The organism is Streptomyces sp. NBC_00726 (assembly GCF_045161735.1).
Taxonomy (GTDB): Bacteria; Actinomycetota; Actinomycetes; order Streptomycetales; family Streptomycetaceae; genus Streptomyces.
In genome coordinates this window covers 4770408-4789615 of record NZ_CP108983.1, presented here as the reverse complement: position 1 = coordinate 4789615, position 19208 = coordinate 4770408, and the positions used below count along the sequence as shown (strand labels likewise).

At 72.0% G+C, this 19208-nt stretch carries 15 protein-coding genes; 10 read left to right on the top strand and 5 right to left on the bottom strand.

The genetic code is table 11. The features are described from left to right. Window positions 1-73 precede the first annotated feature (73 nt). The 6 genes from scy to OG338_RS21585 all read left to right on the top strand — a co-directional run bounded on the left by scy (window position 74) and on the right by OG338_RS21585 (window position 9046). Window positions 74-3871: a polarized growth protein Scy gene (scy, locus tag OG338_RS21610; protein WP_405938888.1), complete on the top strand. Its 3798-nt coding sequence runs from the start codon at window positions 74-76 to the stop codon at window positions 3869-3871. A gap of 185 nt (window positions 3872-4056) precedes the next feature. Further along, entirely contained in the window at window positions 4057-4995 is a 939-nt protein-coding gene (locus OG338_RS21605) for a hypothetical protein (protein WP_018102607.1), read from the top strand. A 90-nt stretch (window positions 4996-5085) separates the two neighbouring features. Next, complete coding sequence (locus OG338_RS21600; protein WP_405938887.1) at window positions 5086-6075, top strand: ATP-binding cassette domain-containing protein; 990 nt, start codon at window positions 5086-5088, stop codon at window positions 6073-6075. A gap of 2 nt (window positions 6076-6077) precedes the next feature. Beyond that, on the top strand, window positions 6078-6857 hold the full coding sequence (locus OG338_RS21595) for an ABC transporter permease subunit (protein ID WP_405938886.1): 780 nt from the start codon (window positions 6078-6080) through the stop codon (window positions 6855-6857). Between the two features lie 147 nt (window positions 6858-7004). Continuing rightward, window positions 7005-8183, top strand: a complete 1179-nt coding sequence (locus tag OG338_RS21590) for an ABC transporter ATP-binding protein (RefSeq protein ID WP_405938885.1) — start codon at window positions 7005-7007, stop codon at window positions 8181-8183. After that, window positions 8180-9046 (top strand): ABC transporter permease, encoded by an 867-nt coding sequence (locus tag OG338_RS21585; RefSeq protein ID WP_405938884.1) that lies wholly within the window; start codon window positions 8180-8182, stop codon window positions 9044-9046. The genes OG338_RS21590 and OG338_RS21585 overlap by 4 nt, the downstream gene beginning before the upstream one ends. Before the next feature lie 4 nt (window positions 9047-9050). Here OG338_RS21585 and OG338_RS21580 read toward each other — a convergent pair whose 3' ends face one another. Next, complete coding sequence (locus OG338_RS21580; protein WP_405938883.1) at window positions 9051-9380, bottom strand: ATP/GTP-binding protein; 330 nt, start codon at window positions 9378-9380, stop codon at window positions 9051-9053. Between the two features lie 200 nt (window positions 9381-9580). Here OG338_RS21580 and OG338_RS21575 point away from each other — a divergent pair, with 200 nt between their 5' ends. After that, window positions 9581-10621: an LLM class flavin-dependent oxidoreductase gene (locus OG338_RS21575; RefSeq protein WP_405938882.1), complete on the top strand. Its 1041-nt coding sequence runs from the start codon at window positions 9581-9583 to the stop codon at window positions 10619-10621. Window positions 10622-10720: 99 nt separating this feature from the next. Here the strand turns inward: OG338_RS21575 and OG338_RS21570 are convergent, their stop codons facing one another. Then, window positions 10721-11113: an SCO5389 family protein gene (locus OG338_RS21570; protein ID WP_018102614.1), complete on the bottom strand. Its 393-nt coding sequence runs from the start codon at window positions 11111-11113 to the stop codon at window positions 10721-10723. A 266-nt stretch (window positions 11114-11379) separates the two neighbouring features. On the opposite strand from OG338_RS21570, the gene nucS reads away from it, so the two are divergent. Continuing rightward, window positions 11380-12051 (top strand): endonuclease NucS, encoded by a 672-nt coding sequence (gene nucS, locus OG338_RS21565; protein WP_405938881.1) that lies wholly within the window; start codon window positions 11380-11382, stop codon window positions 12049-12051. A gap of 29 nt (window positions 12052-12080) precedes the next feature. Here nucS and OG338_RS21560 read toward each other — a convergent pair whose 3' ends face one another. The 3 genes from OG338_RS21560 to OG338_RS21550 all read right to left on the bottom strand — a co-directional run bounded on the left by OG338_RS21560 (window position 12081) and on the right by OG338_RS21550 (window position 16229). After that, window positions 12081-14555, bottom strand: coding sequence for an ATP-binding protein (locus OG338_RS21560; protein WP_405938880.1), 2475 nt, complete (start codon window positions 14553-14555; stop codon window positions 12081-12083). A gap of 264 nt (window positions 14556-14819) precedes the next feature. After that, window positions 14820-15143, bottom strand: coding sequence for an STAS domain-containing protein (locus OG338_RS21555; RefSeq protein WP_405938879.1), 324 nt, complete (start codon window positions 15141-15143; stop codon window positions 14820-14822). Between the two features lie 237 nt (window positions 15144-15380). Further along, complete coding sequence (locus tag OG338_RS21550; protein WP_405938878.1) at window positions 15381-16229, bottom strand: 3-hydroxyacyl-CoA dehydrogenase family protein; 849 nt, start codon at window positions 16227-16229, stop codon at window positions 15381-15383. A gap of 235 nt (window positions 16230-16464) precedes the next feature. Here OG338_RS21550 and OG338_RS21545 point away from each other — a divergent pair, with 235 nt between their 5' ends. Further along, window positions 16465-17052, top strand: coding sequence for a cob(I)yrinic acid a,c-diamide adenosyltransferase (locus OG338_RS21545; RefSeq protein WP_405938877.1), 588 nt, complete (start codon window positions 16465-16467; stop codon window positions 17050-17052). Window positions 17053-17284: 232 nt separating this feature from the next. Beyond that, window positions 17285-19180, top strand: a complete 1896-nt coding sequence (locus OG338_RS21540) for a glycosyl hydrolase family 18 protein (protein WP_405938876.1) — start codon at window positions 17285-17287, stop codon at window positions 19178-19180. The last annotated feature ends 28 nt before the right edge of the window (window positions 19181-19208 follow it).

Sequence of the window (19208 nt, the reverse complement as noted above, 5' to 3'; positions counted from 1 at the left end):
CGCCGCGTCCCCAGCCGTTGATCTGTCACCATTCCCCGAACGTTGAGAGCTCGGGGAAGGATGGGACCGCGCAGTGCGGGGCTACGAACGCCAGGAGAGCCACCGAGCTGAAGAGGACCATCTCTCGCGGTTCGAGGCCGAGATGGACCGGCTCAGGACCGACCGGGAGAAGGCCGTCCAGCACGCCGAGGACCTCGGCTATCAGGTCGAGGTCTTGCGCGCCAAGCTGCACGAGGCACGGCGCAGTCTGGCGACGCGTCCCGCCTACGACAGCGCGGACATCGGCTACCAGGCCGAGCAGCTGCTCCGGAACGCCCAGGTCCAGGCCGAGCAGCTGCGCAGCGACGCCGAACGCGAGCTGCGCGACGCCCGCGCCCAGACCCAGCGCATCCTCCAGGAGCACGCCGAGCACCAGGCCCGCCTCCAGGCCGAGCTGCACACCGAGGCGGTCCAGCGCCGCCAGCAGCTCGACCAGGAGCTGGCGGAGCGCCGCCAGACCGTCGAGTCCCACGTCAACGAGAACGTCGCCTGGGCCGAGCAGCTGCGCGCCCGGACGGAGTCGCAGGCCCGCCGCCTGATGGAGGAGTCCCGGGCCGAGGCCGAGCAGGCGCTCGCCACCGCCCGGACCGAGGCCGCCCGGCTGACCGAGGAGACCCGGCAGCGCGTCGGTTCCGAGGCGGAGTCCGCCCGGGCCGAGGCGGAGTCGATCCTGATGCGGGCCCGCAAGGACGCGGAGCGGATGCTCGGCGCCGCGGCCGGCCAGGCCCAGGAGGCCACCAGCCACGCGGAGCAGCTGCGGCTGACGACGACCGCGGAGACCGAGCAGACCCGGCAGCGGACGACCGAGCTGAACCGGGCCGCCGAGCAGCGCATGCAGGAGGCCGAGACCCGGCTGCGCGAGGCCCGCCTGGAGGCCGAGAAGGTCCTCGCCGAGGCCAAGGAGGCCGCGGTCAAGCGGCTGGCTTCGGCCGAGTCGCAGAACGAGCAGCGCACCCGGACCGCCAAGACGGAGATCGCCCGGCTGGTCGGCGAGGCGACCAAGGAGTCCGAGACCCTCAAGGCAGAGGCCGAGCAGGCGCTCGCGGACGCCCGGGGCGAGGCCGAGCGGCTGCGCTCGGAGGCGGCCGAGACCGCGCGCACCGCCGCCGCCGAGGACGCGGCGGCCCAGCTCGCGAAGGCAGCCCGGTCCGCCGAGGAGATCCTGACCAAGGCGTCCGACGACGCGAAGACGGCCACCAGGGCGGCGGGCGAGGAGGCCGAGCGCATCCGCCGCGAGGCCGAGGCGGAGGCGGACCGGCTGCGCGGCGAGGCGGCCGAGCAGGCCGACCAGCTCAAGGGCGCGGCCAAGGACGACACCAAGGAGTACCGGGCCAAGACGGTCGAGCTCCAGGAGGAGGCGCGCCGGCTGCGCGGGGAGGCCGAGCAGCTGCGGGCCGAGGCGGTCGCGGAGGGCGAGCGCATCCGGGGCGAGGCCCGCCGCGAGGCCCTTCAGCAGATCGAGGAGGGCGCGAAGACCGCCGAGGAGCTGCTGGCGAAGGCCAAGGCCGACGCGGAGGAGCTGCGCGGCACGGCGACCGCCGAGGGCGAGCGCGTACGGACCGAGGCCACGGAGCGGGCCGCCGCGCTGCGCAAGCAGGCGGAGGACGCGCTCGACCGGGCCCGCGCGGAGGCCGAGCAGCTGCGCACCGAGGCCGAGGAGCAGGCCGAGGCGGCGCGGACCGCTGCCGAGGAGGCGGCGGCCGCGCTGCGCGAGGAGACCGAGCTCGCCGTCGCGGCCCGGCAGTCGGAGGCGGCCGGTGAGCTGACCCGGCTCAAGGACGAGGCCGCGGCCCGGGTCACCGCCGCCGAGCAGGCGCTGGGCGAGGCGCGTACGGAGTCGGAGCGCATCCGGCGCGAGGCCGGTGAGGAGTCCGAGCGGCTGCGCGCGGAGTCCGCCGAGCGGCTGCGGACGCTCCAGGAGCAGGCGGAGGCCGAAGCCCAGCGGCTGCGCGACGAGGCCGCGGCGGACGCCTCGCAGTCGCGTGCGGAGGGCGAGGCCGTCGCCGTACGGCTGCGCACCGAGGCGGCCACCGAGGCGGAGCGGCTGCGGACCGAGGCGCAGGAGAGCGCCGACCGGATGCGTGCGGAGGCCGCGGCGGCCGCGGAGCGGGTCGGCACGGAGGCCGCGGAGGCGCTGGCCGCCGCCCAGGAGGAGGCGAACCGGCGCCGGCGCGCGGCCGAGGAGACGCTGGACGCGGCCCGCTCCGAGGCGGACCAGGAGCGTGAGCGCGCCCGTGAGCGGAGCGAGGAGCTGCTGGCCTCCGCGCGCAAGCGGGTCGAGGAGGCGCAGGCCGAGGCGCAGCGCCTGACCGGCGAGGCGGAGACCCGGGCGGCCGAGCTGGTCGCGGCGGCCGAGCAGACCGCCCAGCAGGTGCGGGACTCGGTCAGCGGGCTCCAGGAGCAGGCCGAGGCGGAGATCGCCGGGCTGCGCTCGACGGCGGAGCATGTCGCGGAGCGGACGAAGTCGGAGGCCCAGGAGGAGGCCGACCGGCTGCGGTCCGACGCGCACGCCGAGCGGGAGCGGGCGGGCGAGGACGCCTCGCGCATCCGCCAGGTGGCCAAGGAGGAGACGGACGCCGCGAAGGCGATGGCGGAGCGTACGGTCTCCGACGCGATCGCGGAGTCCGAGCGGCTGCGGGCGGACACCGCCGAGTACAGCCAGCGGATGCGGACCGAGGCGTCGGACGCGCTGGCGTCCGCCGAGCAGGACGCCTCGCGCAGCCGGGCGGAGGCCCGCGAGGACGCCAACCGGATGCGGACCGAGGCGGCGGCCCAGGCGGACCAGCTGGTGTCCGAGGCGACCGCCGAGTCCGACCGGCTGCGCACGGACGCGGAGCGCCGGGCGGCCCGGACGGTGGACGAGGCGGCGGGCGACGCGGAACGGATGCGCGCGGAGGCTTCGGCCACGGTGGGCTCCGCGCAGGAGCACGCGGCGCGCACCCGGGAGGAGTCGGAGCGGCTGCGGTCGGACGCGGAGGCGGCGGCCGAACAGATGCGGGCCGAGGCGCGCCAGGAGGCGGACCGGCTGCTGGACGAGGCGCGCGAGGCGGCGTCGAAGCGCCGGGCGGATGCGGCCGAGCAGGCGGACCAGCTCATCGCCAAGGCTCAGGAGGAGGCGCTGCGGGCCGCCACGGAGGCCGAGGAGCAGGCCGACACGATGGTCGGGGCGGCGCGCAAGGAGGCCGTGCGGATCACCTCCGAGGCGACGGTCGAGGGCAATGCGCTGGTGGAGCGGGCCCGGACGGACGCGGACGAGCTGCTGGTCGGCGCGCGCCGGGACGCGACGCAGATCCGGGAGCGGACCGAGGAGCTGAAGACCCGGGCGGAGACCGAGGTCCAGGAGCTGCACGACCGGGCGCGCCGGGAGACGGCCGAGCAGGTCAAGACGGTCGGCGAGCGCGTCGACAAGCTGATCAAGGCCGCCACCGAGCAGCGCGAGGAGGCCGCGGCGAAGTCCAAGGAGCTGCTGGCGGACGCCAACTCGGAGGCGAGCAAGGTCAGGATCGCCGCCGTGAAGCGGGCCGAGTCGCTGCTGAAGGAGGCCGAGCAGAAGAAGGCCAGCCTGGTGCGCGAGGCGGAGAAGCTGCGGGCGGACGCCGAGACGGAGGCCAAGCGGGTGGTGGACGAGGGCCGGCACGAGCTGGAGGTCCTGGTGCGCCGGCGCGAGGACATCAACACGGAGATCTCCCGTGTCCAGGACGTGCTGGAGGCGTTGGAGTCTTTCGAGACCCCCGCGGCGGGCGGTAAGGGCGGCGGCTCCGCACCGGCCGGCGGCGTCAAGGCCGGGGCCGCGGCGGGCACTCGATCGAGTGGCAAGCAGTCCGATGGCTAGCCGACGGGCCGTCGTCCGTGGTTCCGCATGGACCGTCATTCGTCCGAGTGGCAAGGGTTACGGGGGTCAGCCACTCAAAAGGGGTGTCATTCTCCAGATCAAACCGGCATCCGCTCGATGACACGCCGTTTCGGCCCCTAGGATTCCCTCTATCACCTCACCGGTCTCACTTCGACAGGAACCCCATGAGTGACCCTTCCTCCCCCTTCGGCTTCGAACTCGTGCGGCGTGGTTACGACCGCGGTCAGGTGGATGACCGCATTACCAAGCTCGTCGCCGACCGTGATAGTGCTCTCGCCCGCATCACATCGCTGGAAAAGCGCATCGAGGAGCTGCACCTCGAAACGCAGAACGCCCAGGCCCAGGTGAACGACGCGGAGCCGTCGTACGCGGGTCTCGGCGCGCGTGTGGAGAAGATTCTCCGCCTGGCCGAGGAGGAGGCGAAGGACCTGCGCGAGGAGGCCCGTCGCGCCGCCGAGCAGCACCGCGAGCTCGCCGAGTCCGCCGCCCAGCAGGTGCGCAACGACGCCGAGACCTTCGCCTCCGAGCGCAAGGCCAAGGCCGAGGACGACGGCGTACGCATCGTGGACAAGGCCAAGGGTGAGGCCACCGCGCTGCGCGCCGACGCGCAGAAGGACGCGGCGCAGAAGCGCGAGGAGGCCGACGCCCTCTTCGAGGAGACCCGCGCCAAGGCCGCCCAGGCCGCCGCGGACTTCGAGACCAACCTCGCCAAGCGCCGCGACCAGTCGGAGCGCGACCTCGCGTCCCGCCAGGCCAAGGCCGAGAAGCGCCTCGCCGAGATCGAGCACCGCGCCGAGCAGCTGCGCCTGGAGGCCGAGAAGCTGCGCACGGACGCCGAGCGCCGGGCCCGTCAGACGGTGGAGACCGCGCAGCGCCAGTCCGAGGACATCGTGGCGGACGCCAACGCGAAGGCGGACCGCATCCGCAGCGAGTCGGAGCGCGAGCTCGCAGCCCTCACCAACCGCCGCGACTCGATCAACGCGCAGCTGACCAACGTCCGCGAGATGCTGGCGACGCTGACCGGTGCCGCGGTGGCCGCCGCCGGCACCCCCGCCGACGAGGAGCCCGCCTCCCGCGGCGTCCCGGCCCAGCAGACCCGCTGACCCGGGAAGCAGCACCCGTTTTCGCAGGCCCGCGTGCCCGGTTCCGCCTTTGTGGTGGCGCCGGGCACGCGGGCGCTCTAGCGTGAACGCATGATCGAGCTCGATGGCCTCACGAAGAGGTACGGGAACAAGATCGCCGTCGACCAGTTGTCGTGTGTGATCAAACCGGGAATGGTGACGGGTTTTCTGGGACCCAACGGGGCGGGCAAGTCCACCACGATGCGGATGATGCTCGATCTCGACAACCCGACCAGCGGTTCGGTACGGATCGACGGCAAGCACTACCGCGAACTCGAAGAACCCCTGAAGTACATCGGGGCGTTGCTGGACGCCAAGGCGATGCACGGCGGGCGCAGCGCGTACAACAATCTGCTCTGCCTGGCGCAGAGCAACCGCATTCCCGAACAGCGGGTGGCGGAGGTGCTGGAGACCGTCGGTCTGACCGCGGTGGCGCGGAAGAAGTCGAAGGGGTTCTCGCTCGGCATGGGCCAGCGCCTGGGCATCGCGTCGGCGCTGCTCGGCGACCCCCGCATCCTGATGTTCGACGAGCCGGTCAACGGGCTCGACCCCGAGGGCATCCACTGGATCCGGAACCTGATGAAGACGCTCGCCTCGCAGGGCCGGACGATCTTCGTCTCCTCGCATCTGATGAGCGAGATGGCGCTGACCGCCGACCATCTGATCGTGATCGGCCAGGGCAGGCTGCTCGCCGACACGTCGATGGCCGACTTCATCCAGGAGAACTCGCGCAGTTACGTCCGGCTGCGCTCCCCGCAGCAGGAGCGGCTGCGGGACGTGCTGCACCAGGAGGGCGTCGTCGCCGTCGAGGCGGACGGCGGCACGCTGGAGGTGGACGGTGCCACCACCGAGGACCTGGGCGAGCTGGCCGCCCGGCACTCGATCACACTGCACGAGCTGAGCGCCCAGCGGGCGTCGCTGGAGGAGGCGTTCATGCAGATGACGGCGGGCTCCGTCGAGTACCACGCGCACTCGGAGCCGGGCGGCGGCGCACCACCGCCCGAGGGCGCGCAGTGGGGCGAGGGCTGGGTCCAGCGGCCCGGCGGCGGAGAGGGGGCATAACGATGGCTTCGGTTCCCGCGGTCCTGAATTCCGAATGGACCAAGATCCGCACGGTCTCCTCCACCACCTGGACGCTGATCTCGGCGTTCCTGGTCACCGTGGCGATGGGCGCGGCCCTGTGCGCGGTGATGAACGCCCAGTTCGACGACCTCAAGGAGGCCGAGCGGCTGACCTTCGACCCGACGCTCATCAGCTTCTCCGGGATGATCCTGGGCCAGCTGGCGATGGTGGTGTTCGGGGTGCTCGTCGTCGGTACGGAGTACAGCTCCGGCATGATCCGCACCTCGCTGGCGGCCGTGCCGCAGCGGGCGACCTTCCTGCTCAGCAAGATGCTGGTGGCCGGGGCCCTCGCGCTGGGGGTGGGGCTGGTCACCAGCTTCGTCACGTTCTTCCTTGGCCAGGCGCTGCTGGGCGACCACGGTACGGACATCGGCGCGGACAACGTGCTGCGCGCGGTCGTCGGCGGCGGGCTCTACATGGGGCTGATCGCGCTGTTCTCCATGGGGGTGGCGGCGATGCTGCGCAGCTCCATGCTGTCGCTGGGCATCCTGATGCCGTTCTTCTTCCTGGTCTCGCAGATCCTGTCGGCGGTGCCGGGTGCCAAGAACGTCGCCCGGTACTTCCCGGACCAGGCGGGCTCCAAGATCATGCAGGTGGTGCCGCACGCGATGAACAGCGATGCGGGGCCGTACGGGCCGTGGGCCGGGCTGCTGATCATGGTGGGCTGGGTGGCGGCCGCGGTGCTCGGCGGCTTCCTCGTACTGAAGAAGCGGGACGCCTGAGGGCCCCGTACGACAGGGTGGCCCGGGACTCACCCCCGTAACGACTTGGCCGGAACCGTCAAGGCGCGGATATCCTCCTAACTCTTACGGGGGCGTACGGCCGGACGTCGTGTGCCCCGACGACCGATGAGCCGATGGGGCTGGACCATGATCGAGGCAGTCGGCCTGACCAAGCGCTACGGCGCGAAGACGGCCGTGTACAACCTTTCCTTCCAGGTGCGGCCGGGTGCCGTCACCGGGTTCCTCGGTCCCAACGGGTCGGGCAAGTCGACCACCATGCGCATGATCCTCGGCCTGGACCGGCCGACGGCCGGCCGGGTCACCATCGGCGGCCATGAGTTCCGGAGCCTGCCGAACGCGCCCCGCCAGGTGGGCGCCCTGCTCGACGCGAAGGCGGTGCACGGCGGGCGCAGCGCGCGCAACCACCTGCTCTCGCTCGCCCAGCTGGCCGGTATCCCGGAGGCCCGGGTGGACGAGGTGCTGGGTGTCGTCGGCCTCCAGGACGTGGCCCGTAAGCGCTCCAAGGGGTTCTCGCTGGGCATGGGGCAGCGGCTCGGCATCGCGGCGGCGCTGCTCGGCGACCCGCAGGTGCTGCTGTTCGACGAGCCGGTCAACGGCCTCGACCCGGAGGGCATCCTCTGGGTCCGCAATCTGATGAAGCTGCTGGCCTCCGAGGGCCGCACGGTCTTCGTCTCCTCGCACCTGATGAGCGAGATGGCGCTCACCGCCGACCATCTGATCGTGATCGGGCGCGGCCAGCTGATGGCCGACATGAGCGTCAAGGACTTCATCTCGGCCAACTCGGCCGACTTCGCCCGGGTGCGCGTCCCGGACGAGACTCCGGAGCAGCGGGAGAAGCTGACGGCCACGCTGACCGAGGCGGGCGGCCAGGTCCTGTCCGAGCCGGACGGCGCCCTGCGGGTCACCGGCCTGGCGCTCCCCCGGATCAGCGATCTGGCCCATGGGTCGGACGTCCGGCTCTGGGAGCTCTCGCCGCACCAGGCGTCGCTGGAGGAGGCGTACATGCGGATGACGCAGGGCGCCGTGGACTACCGTTCGACGGCCGACCAGCGGGCCCACCTCCAGCAGCGGCCCCCGCATCCCGGCTACGGGCAGCAGCCGGGGTACGCGCCGCCGCCGCAGCAGCCCGTGCCGGACGTGCCGCAGCAGGGCTGGTACGCCCCGCCGCCGCCCGGACAGAACCCGTACGCGGTCGGCGCACCGGCCCAGGCGCCCGTGCCCCCGGCCGAGGCACCGGCCGCCGCCCCGGCGGCGCCCGCCCCCGCAGACCTGACCAAGCGCGAGACCAGCGAGGACCCCCGATGAGCACGCCGCCGGCGCCGCAGGCGCCGTACCAGCAGCCCGCGCCGCAGCAGGCGTACCAGCAGGCACCGGGCTCCTACGTCTCGCCGATCCCGCTGCGTCCGGCGACGCTCGGGGACGCGATCGCCTCGGAGTGGACCAAGATCCGGTCCGTGCGCTCGACCGTGTGGACGCTCGGTGTCCTGACCGCGCTGCTGCTGGTCATCGGGGTGCTCGCGGCCGTCGCCGTCTCCGCGTCCGACGCGGAGATGGGCGAGACGCCGGTGCTGAGCCTCGGCTTCTTCGGGGTGCTGCTCGGCACGATCTGCGTGATCACGCTCGGCGTGATGACGATCGCCTCGGAGTACGGCACCGGCATGATCCGTACGACGCTGACGGCCTGCCCGAGCCGGGGCCGGGTGCTCGGCGCCAAGGCGCTCGTCTTCTTCCTGCTCACCTTCGTCATCACCACGGTGATGACGTCGATCGTCGCCCTGATTCAGTCGTCCATGCTGGACGCGGTGTCGCCGACCGGCGAGGAGTGGCTGCGCGCCACGGTCGGTGTCGGGCTCTATGTGGCGACGCTGGGGCTGCTGGCGCTCGCCGTCGGGGCGCTGATCCGGCACTCGGCCGGGGCGATCACGATCATGATCGGCGTGGTGCTGCTGCCGCTCGTGCTGGCCATCTTCATGTTCGCGTCGTCGCTCTCGACGCTCCAGGAGAAGCTGCTGGAGTACTCGATCCCCAATCAGCTGAGCGTCTTCTACGACAACTCGGTCACGTCGTCCGGCGGCCCGTCCGGCTGGGAGCCGCTGTGGATTCTCCTCGTCGTGACGGGACTGGCCATGGGCGGGGCGTACCTGTCGATGAACCAGCGCGACGTCTGAGGCCCTAGTAGCGGGGCGCGTTCCGGGACCGCTGCACCTTCGTGGTGCGGCGGTCCTTCGCGTTCCAGCAGGCTTTGTGCCAGTGCCTGCGGTCGTCGACGCCGCCGTATTCGGACCAGGCCACCAGATGCGGGACGCCGGACGGGATCTCCTGGTCGCAGCCGGGGCAGCGGTAGCGCTTGCCGGCCGCGCTCGCGCCGCTGACCGGGCGCACCGACCACTCCTCGCCCTGCCACTCCTCGGTACGCCCTCCCCCGCCGTACCGGTCCGCCGACTCGCTCGCACTGTCGTTGCGGCTCTCGCCGCCTCGGGGGCGGTTGTGGCGCGGGGACACGTGTTTCACCTCACGGAACGGGCTGGGCGGGACTCGTCCAGCGTAGGGCCATTCGGGCGGGGTGCCCGACTTCCGGGCTTCGTGGCGCGAGCGGTTACCGGAAAATCGCAACAACTCCGTGCCGGACCGTGCCTTTGGCACGTGTCAGACGTTGTTGCCAGTAGGGGAGAGCCGGGTCGGCCGCAAGGAGGCAATTGGCGATGCGTGTCGGAACGTTCGTACTGGCGGCCCAGTTTCCGGGCCAGGGGCCGGGGGAAGCGCTGCACCGCGCGATCCGGTCCGCCGAGGTCGCCGAGGAGTCCGGGCTCGACTCGGTCTGGCTGGCCGAACACCACTTCGTGCCGTACGGGGTCTGCCCGTCCGCCGTCACCCTGGCCGCGCAGCTGCTCGGCCGGACCCGCCGCATCCGCGTCGGTACGGCGGTGAGCGTGCTGCCCACGCAGCATCCGGTGGCGCTCGGCGAGCAGGCCGCGCTGCTCCATCTGACCAGCGGCGGCCGGTTCAGCCTCGGGGTCGGGCGGGGCGGTCCGTGGGTGGACCTGGAGGTGTTCGGCGGCGGTCTGGAGGCGTACGAGAAGGAGTTCCCGGAGTCCCTGGGGCTCCTGCTCGACTGGCTGCGCGAGCCGCGTGTGGCCGGCCGGGGCGGGCGGTACGCCTTCCGCGAGGTCGCGGTCGTCCCCCGGGCCGGCGAGCTGATCGGCGCGGACGGGGCGGAGCGGGCCGGGCCCGAGGTGATCGTCGCGTGCACCTCCCGCAAGACCGTGGAGCTCGCCGCCGACCGGGGTCTGCCGATGCTCCTCGGCATGCACTGCGGGGACGAGGAGAAGGCGGAGATGGCGGCGCTCTGGCGGTCCCGCGCGCTGGCGGCCGGCCATGCGCCGGAGCGCGTGCACGGGGCGGGACATGTCTCGGCCGGGGTGGCCCAGATCGCCGACCGCACCGAGGACGCCGTCGAGACGCTGGTGAAGGCGATGCCGGGCTGGCTGCGCCAGGGGCTCGGCGCCCATGTCACCGTGGACGGCCGGCACCGCGTGATGCGGGACCCCGTCGGGTACGCGGAGCTGCTGTGCGGCCTTCATCCGGTGGGCACGCCGGAGCTGGCGGCCGAGCGCCTCGCGGTCACCGCCGAGCGCACGGGCATCACCCGCTTCGCGCTCCTGGTGGAGGGGTCCGGAGATCTCGTCGCCACGGAGGAGAACGTAGCGCGGCTGGGCACGGAGGTACGGCCGCTCCTCGAATGACCCCCGCACGCGGACGGAAGGGTGTACGGCGGTGTGCGTACGGAGCCGCCGCCCCGGACCAGTTGCACCTCCCGCGGCCCGGAACGGCGACGGAAGCGTTCAGCAGTCCCGTAGTTCGGGCGACTGGTTGAGCAACTGACCCCTCACCGAGGTGAACTTGGCCAGTCGGTCGTCGACCGAGGCGTCCAGCGGGAACACCGCGACCCGGTGGCAGTTCTGGAATGCGAGGCGCACCCCGAAGTGCCGCTGAAGCGCTCCGCGTATCGCATCACTCGCGAGCGCGCGCAGCAGCTGACCACGTGCCTGCTCGTTGGGCGGCGGCGTCTGGTTGTCGGCGAACTCCCCGCCGTCGACCTTCAGCTGAGCCACCAACGAGCTGATCATCTCCCATGCGTAGGGCAGGGAGGTCCGGACGCAGTCGACGAAGTCGGCTTCGTCGACCTCGCCTCGCTCGGCCTGTTCCAACAGCGCCGGTGAGACGTCGAGCGACATGGGTTCTCCTCTCGCGGCCCCGGCGGATTACCGGAGCCTTACGGGCAGGGAAGAAGGCCGACGACGACGCAGCGTGCACGCACGGCGACCTCCCGCTTCCACGGTAAGGGCGCAGTCCGGGCCGCACCAGGAGAATGGGAACACAACCGGCCAATAACGAAGGGGTTCAAAGAGGGGCAAGACAGAAAGCGTCAACTCCGGAAGGGGCGGGAGTGACGGATGGGTGAATCGCGCCGGGCCCCCGACGTCGAGTAGCGTTGCCGACCATGCGTCTCGTCATCGCCCGCTGCTCCGTGGATTACGCCGGCCGGCTCACGGCCCACCTGCCCTCCGCTCCCCGCCTCATCCTGGTGAAGGCGGACGGGAGCGTGTCGATTCACGCCGACGACAGGGCGTACAAACCGCTCAACTGGATGTCGCCGCCCTGCACCTTGAAGGAGGGCAGCGGTGACACCGAGGGTGTCTGGACCGTGGTGAACAAGGCGGGCGAAAAACTGATCATCACGATGGAGGAAATCCTCCACGACTCCAGCCATGAGCTGGGCGTCGACCCGGGGCTGATCAAGGACGGCGTCGAGGCGCACCTCCAGGAACTGCTGGCGGACCGCATCGAGACCCTGGGCGAGGGCTACACGCTGATCCGCCGCGAATACTTCACCGCGATCGGCCCGGTCGACATCCTGTGCCGCGACGCGGACGGCCGGACGGTGGCCGTCGAGCTGAAGCGACGCGGCGACATCGACGGCGTCGAGCAGCTGACCCGCTATCTGGAACTCCTCAACCGCGACCCGCACCTGGCCCCGGTGAAGGGCATCTTCGCCGCCCAGGAGATCAAGCCACAGGCAAGGGTCCTCGCCACGGACCGCGGCATCGGCTGCGTGGTCCTGGACTACGACGCGATGCGAGGCATCGAGGACGACAAGCTGCGCTTGTTCTGAGCGGTGGGGCCGGGGCCCCGCGTGGCGGGCTACGTCTCCGAAGGGCTGCCGCTCACCGTGGTGGAGGAGCCGCTCGCCTGTTCCGGGGTGCCCGGCTTCGTGCCCGGATCGTCCGGGTCCGGGGTGTCCGTCTCCGTCGGGCTCGGGGGCTCCGTCTCCGTCTCCGTCGGCGTGGGCGAGGTGGCCGTCTTCGTGGGCGTCGGCGAGGCCGACGTCGGCTTCACCGACGACTCGGTGGCCCGGGGCGACGACGGCGACCCCGGGGACGACGGCGTGCCCGGCGCCGAGGACGTCGCCGAGGGCGGCGGCACCGCCGGCCCCGACTCGCTGCCCGTGGCGGACGGCGTCACCGAGGCCGAGGCGGACGCGGACTCGGAAGGCGCCCCGGTCGTGGGCGGCCCGTCCGCCGGCTCCCCGGTCTCCAGCTCCTCGTCGTAGATGCCGTCGTCGTCCGGCACTTCCTGCTCGGTCGACGTACCGGCCCCGCCCTGCGGGTCGCTGCTCGACGTCAGCCCGAGCGTCACCACCGTGCCGAGGACCCCGGCGAGCAGCACGCCCGCCCCGGCGGCGACCAGATTGCGCCGGGCCCCGCCGATGAGGGCCAGCGGCCCGCCCCGCGCCGCACCCTTGCCGCCGCCCGCCGCAGGCACGGGCGCGGGCACGGGCGCCGTCACCGGCTCCTGGCGCGGCACCACGGCGGTCTCGGCGAACGCACTGGTCATCGAGACCGGCACGACGGCCGGCACACCCAGCGGCGGCGACGCCGCGTCGCCCCCCGTCGCCGGCCCCGCGGTCCGGTCCTCGACCAGGGCGAGCGCGCGCCGCCCGGCCACCGCGCCGCTCTTGTCGGCGAGCGCCCCCCGCATGCTGATCGCGGTCTCCAGCTCGGCCCTGGCCCGGTCGGGGTGACCGGTGCAGAGCGCGAGGACGCCCAACTCGTGGTGGAAGTACGCCTCTTCCGCGACCTCCCCGGCGAGCCGCCCGGCCTCCTGGCCGATCCGGAGCGCCCGCTCCCAGGCCCCCCAGAGCAGCCCGGCCGCGAAGGCGGGCGCCGCGCTGCGGGCGAGGAGCACGGCGGCGCTGGTCCCGCCGGCCGCCTCCCCGGGCACCAGCCGGCCCATGGCGGCGATGATCGCGTCGGCCTCGGCGGCCGCCCGTTCGGGGGTGACCGAGGGGTGCCCGGTCCACCAGGCGTAGTGCTGGGCGGCGGTGCGGGCGCGGTCGGCGGCGTCGTCCTCGTAACCGGCCGCCGCCAGCTGGGCCAGGACCCCGGCGGCCAGCCGGTAGCGGGAGCCGGACGGGGAGAGGAGCCCGCAGCCGGCCAGCTCGCCGAGGGCGGCGTCGGCATGGGTGTCCCCGATGAGCGCGGGCAGATGGGCCTGGTGCGGCACCTCACCGCCGAGGGCCACCGCGAACCGCAGCGTGTCCCGGGCGGCGCCGCTCAGCCGGGAGGCGAGCAGGGCCGCGGGCGCCGCGCCCTCGCCGAGGCTGGGCAGCGGCACCTCGGGCTCCTCGGTCGCCTCGGGCGCGGGCGGGGCCTCGGCGGGCCGGTTCTCCAGATAGCCGTACTCGTCGTACGCGGTGGCGTCGGTGTGCAGCTGGTCGCGCCGGCGCAGCAGCGCACCGGCCTGGACGAAGCGCAGCGGCAGGCCCTCGGACTCGAACCAGAGGTCTCCGGCCCAGTTGGCCTCCTCCTCGGTGAGCCGGCGTTCGACCACCCGGCGCAGCAGGTCGAGGGAGGTGGCGCGGTCGAGGCCGGTGAGGAAGACCTCTTCGAGCGCGGAGTCCGCGCCGGGCGCGGCGGTCTCCGGCGTGGCGGCGAACAGGAAGGCGCACTCGGGGGTCGCGTCGAGGAGTTCGTCCAGGGCGGCGCCGCCGAGCTCCAGGTCGTCCAGGACGACGACGGCGCCGGTGGAGCGCAGCGTCTCCAGCAGGAGCGCCCGGTCCGGCCGGTGCAGGGGGGCGTCGTGGACGGCGTCGAAGAGCGCGTACAGCAGATCGGTGGCGGTGCGCTTGTGACCGCTGAGGCGGACGACCCCGTCGGGCGCGAAGTCCGCGCAGTCGGCGGCGACGGCGTCGAGCAGGGCGGTACGGCCGGAACCCGCCGGTCCGGTGAGCCGGACGGAGCGGCCGCGGGCCAGCAGGCGGGTCAGCCGTTCGCGTTCCTCGTCGCGCCGCAGCAGCGGGAGCTGGAGGACGGGCGGGCCGGGCGGGACGGGGGGCGTCGCGGAGCGGGCGCGGGCGGCGCGCTCCTCGGGGGTGCGGCGGACGGGCGCGGCGGGCCGCTCACCGGGCGGGCACGGTTCGACCTCGCTGCCGTCGACGGGGTTGACGGTGAGCGTCAGGTCGCCGGCGACGAGGGTGACCATGCGGACCTGCTGAGGTGTTTGCTGACCGAAATCCGGGGTCAGTGGATCGCGGGAGGGGCGGCGCGGGCCGGCCTCGTCGGCGAAGTCGTTGCTGTCGTGGCCGAACTCTTCCGGCCCCCGGTGTATCGGGTCCATCGCCAAAGCTCCCAAGACGCGTCGAGCACGGTTGCCCCTCCCGGCCTCGCACGTCCAGATGCCGCCCACGGTCCGGTGTCCGCCGGGTCGGGTCCGTCAATCGGCAGACGGCCGAACCCTAAACCTTCGCACAGTATCCACGACCATCCGGGCTGGCGCGCCGCCCCGAGATCACGGTCTCGTGAGGATTGTGTGCCGTCTTGCCGTACGGTCACCGAGGGTCGGGCGGGGGCGACGCGGTGTCCCCGTAAAGCCCCTTCGGATTCAGACGCGGGGCAGGGACTCCGCCGCGATGCCGCCCTCGATGGCGAGGATGCGGTGCAGCCGGGTGGCCACCAGGAGGCGTTGCATCTGCGGAGGCACGCCGCGCAGCACGAGGCGCCGTCCGGCGCGCCCGGCCCTGCGGTGTGCGCCCATGATGACGCCGAGGCCGGTCGCGTCCCACGAATCCAGCTCGGTCAGGTCGAGCACCAGATCACCGACGCCGTCGTCCAGGGCCGAGTGCAGGACCGTACGGGCGTCCGCCGCGCTTCGGACGTCGAGGCGGCCCCCGACGACCAGCTCGGCGTGGTCGCCCCTGATGTACATACGCGCTCCCCTGGAATGCTCCGTGGCCCGGTCCGTCTGTCCGAAACTGTCTCTGCCCCAACTGACTGCGGCAGCGACAGGGTAGTTGCCGTCTGTAAGCGAACCGATACCGAATTCACTCCGAGGAGTGATACGGGATGGTCACGGACGCTGGTGGATCCGGTGGATCCGGACGGTGTACCCCGAACGGCACCCGGTCTGGCTGACAGCGGATCAGCCGGACCGGACCGAAAATGATCAGTAGGTGTAGAAGCCCTGCCCGCTCTTGCGCCCGATGTCACCTGCATCGACCATCCGGCGCATCAGCTCCGGGGCGGCGAACTTCTCGTCCTGCGACTCGGTGTAGATGTTGCTCGTGGCGTGCAGCAGGATGTCGACCCCGGTGAGGTCCGCGGTCGCGAGCGGCCCCATCGCATGGCCGAAACCGAGCTTGCAGGCGACATCGATGTCCTCGGCCGTGGCGACACCCGACTCGTACAGCTTGGCGGCCTCGACCACGAGCGCCGAGATCAGCCGGGTGGTGACGAAGCCGGCCACGTCGCGGTTGACGACGATGCAGGTCTTGCCGACGGACTCGGCGAACTCCCGCGCGGCGGCCAGGGTTTCGTCGCTGGTCTTGTAGCCGCGTACGAGCTCGCAGAGCTGCATCATCGGGACCGGCGAGAAGAAGTGCACGCCGACCACGCGCTCCGGGCGCTCCGTCACGGCCGCGATCTTGGTGATCGGGATGGCGGAGGTGTTGGAGGCGAGCACGGTGTCGTCCCGGACGATCTTGTCGAGCGACCGGAAGATCTCGTGCTTCACCTCCAGCTTCTCGAAGACCGCCTCGACCACGATGTCCGCGTCGGCGACGGCGTCGAGGTCGGTGGTCGTGGTGATCCGGCCCAGCGCGGCCTCGGCGTCGGCCGCGGCCAGCTTGCCCTTGGCGACGAACTTGTCGAAGGAGCCCTTGATGCCGTCGCGGCCGCGGGTCAGGGCCGCGTCGGTGACGTCGCGCAGGACGACGTCCCAGCCGGCCTGGGCGGAGACCTGCGCGATGCCGGACCCCATGAGTCCGGCTCCGATGACGGCGAGCTTCCTGGCCACGTTGGCACCCCTCTGTATGTGTCGCTTCGGCATGTGTCGCCGGTTCCGGTCCATGCCCTCCGGCGGAGGTTAGTACCCGGGGCGGGTGCTGGGGCCACGAAGAGATGCGCGTCACGTCTCAAATGACGGACATCACACCGGGGGCCGTCATTCGGCGGCGCGCCGGGCATAGTTGAGCACCTTTTCGCCCAGCAGGTCCCTCCGGAAGGTGCCGGGACATAACTAGGCTGGCCGCATGGTCAATCTGACGCGCATCTACACCCGTACCGGCGACACCGGCACCACCGCCCTCGGCGACATGAGCCGCACCGCCAAGACCGATCTGCGGATCTCCGCCTACGCCGACGCCAACGAGGCCAACGCGGTCATCGGCACCGCCATCGCCCTCGGGCAGCTGGCCGAGGACGTCGTGAAGGTCCTCGTCCGCGTGCAGAACGACCTGTTCGACGTGGGCGCGGACCTCTCCACGCCGGTGGTCGAGGACCCGGCTCTTTCAAAAACGATGGCCCCGCCCCTGCGGGTGGAGCAGTCGTACGTCGACAAGCTGGAGGGCGACTGCGACCACTACCTGGAACAGGTGGAGAAGCTCCGCAGCTTCATCCTTCCGGGCGGTACGCCGGGCGCGGCGCTGCTGCACCAGGCGTGCACCGTGGTCCGGCGCGCCGAGCGGTCCACCTGGGCGGCGATGGAGGTGCACGGCGAGGTGATGAACCCGCTGACGGCGACCTATCTCAACCGCCTCTCCGACCTGCTGTTCATCCTGGCGAGGGTGGCGAACAAGGAGGTCGGCGACGTCCTGTGGGTGCCGGGCGGCGAGCGCTAGGGCCGCGCAGCCGGGCCCAGGCGGCGCTCCTGGCACAGGAGTTGGGGGTCTGAGGTTTATTCAGCGAGTGGTCACGATCTTTGGTCCAGACCTCTTGACGATTGGTCCAGACCTTCCTAATCTCACCGAACACACTGCGGTGAGCCTGCCATGACAAAGGTGGGCTCAGGGCGGCGCAGGGTTGCAGTTCACGGACCACCCCGTATGTCCGGACCTCACCCGAGGAGCACCGTTGAGCACTGAGACCCCCCGCCGGACCCGATTCAGACTCGGGTCCGGTCAAGCCACCAGTACCAGAACCAGAGCCGTCGCGGGCCTCACCGCACTGCTCCTTCCGCTTGCCGCCATGGTCGGCATGGCCTCCCCCGCCGAGGCGGCGACCTCCGCCACGGCCACGTACGTCAAGAAGTCCGACTGGGGCACCGGCTTCGAGGGCCAGTGGACGGTGAAGAACACCGGCACCACGGCCCTCAGCTCCTGGACCATCGAGTGGGACTTCCCCAGCGGCACCGGCGTCGGCTCCGCCTGGGACGCCACCGTCACCCACACCGGTGACCACTGGACCGCCAAGAACGTCGGCTGGAACGGCACCGTCGCCCCCGGCGCCAGCGTCTCCTTCGGCTTCAACGGCACCGGCTCCGGCAGCGGCGCCGCCACCAACTGCACGCTGAACGGCGCCTCCTGCGACGGCGGCCCCACCGTCCCGGGTGACAATCCTCCGTCGGCGCCGGGCACGCCCACCGCAAGCTCCATCACCGACACCTCGGCGAAGATCAGCTGGACCGCGGCCACCGACGACAACGGCGTCAAGAACTACGACGTCCTGCGCGACGGCGCGGTCGTCGCCACGGTCACCGGCACCACGTACACGAACACCGGCCTCACCGCGGGCACGGACTACTCGTACAGCGTGCAGGCGCGGGACACCGCCGACCAGACCGGCCCGGTCAGCGGCGCGGTCAAGGTCCACACCACCGGTGGCGGCGGCGGTGACGACGGCGGCGACGAGACCGGCGACAAGGTCAACCTCGGCTACTTCGCCGAGTGGGGCGTCTACGGGCGCAACTACCACGTCAAGAACCTGGACACGTCCGGTTCGGCCGCGAAGATCACGCACATCAACTACGCCTTCGGCAACGTCCAGGGCGGCAAGTGCACCATCGGCGACTCGTACGCCGACTACGACAAGGCGTACACCGCCGACCAGTCCGTCGACGGCGTCGCCGACACCTGGGACCAGCCGCTGCGCGGCAGCTTCAACCAGCTGCGCAAGCTGAAGGCGAAGTACCCCCACATCAAGGTGCTGTGGTCCTTCGGCGGCTGGACCTGGTCCGGCGGCTTCGGCCAGGCGGCCCAGAACCCGGCCGCGTTCGCCGACTCCTGCTACAGCCTGGTCGAGGACCCGCGCTGGGCCGATGTCTTCGACGGCATCGACATCGACTGGGAGTACCCGAACGCCTGCGGTCTCACCTGTGACACCAGCGGCCCGGACGCGCTGAAGAAGCTCACCTCGGCGCTGCGTACCAAGTTCGGCAAGGACTACCTGGTCACCGCCGCCATCACGGCCGACGGCTCCCAGGGCGGCAAGATCGACCTGGCGGACTACGCCGGCGCCGCGCAGTCGCTCAACTGGTACAACGTGATGACGTACGACTTCTTCGGCGCCTGGGACGCGAAGGGCCCGACGGCCCCGCACTCCCCGCTGAACTCGTACTCCGGCATCCCGATCGACGGCTTCAACTCCGCCGACGCCATCGCCAAGCTGAAGGCCCAGGGCGTCCCCGCGTCCAAGCTGCTGCTCGGCATCGGCTTCTACGGCCGCGGCTGGACCGGCGTCACCCAGGACGCGCCCGGCGGCACCGCCACCGGCGCCGCCCCTGGCACGTACGAGGCGGGCATCGAGGACTACAAGGTCCTCAAGAACACCTGCCCGACCACCGGCACGATCGCCGGCACCGCGTACGCCCACTGCGGCAGCAACTGGTGGAGCTACGACACCCCGGCCACCATCAAGTCGAAGATGGCCTGGGCGAAGACGCAGGGCCTGGGAGGCGCGTTCTTCTGGGAGTTCAGCGGGGACACCAGCAACGGTGAACTCGTGAGCGCGATGAACACCGGCCTCAAGTAACCCCGAGCGCCACCCCCCGAAAAACGCC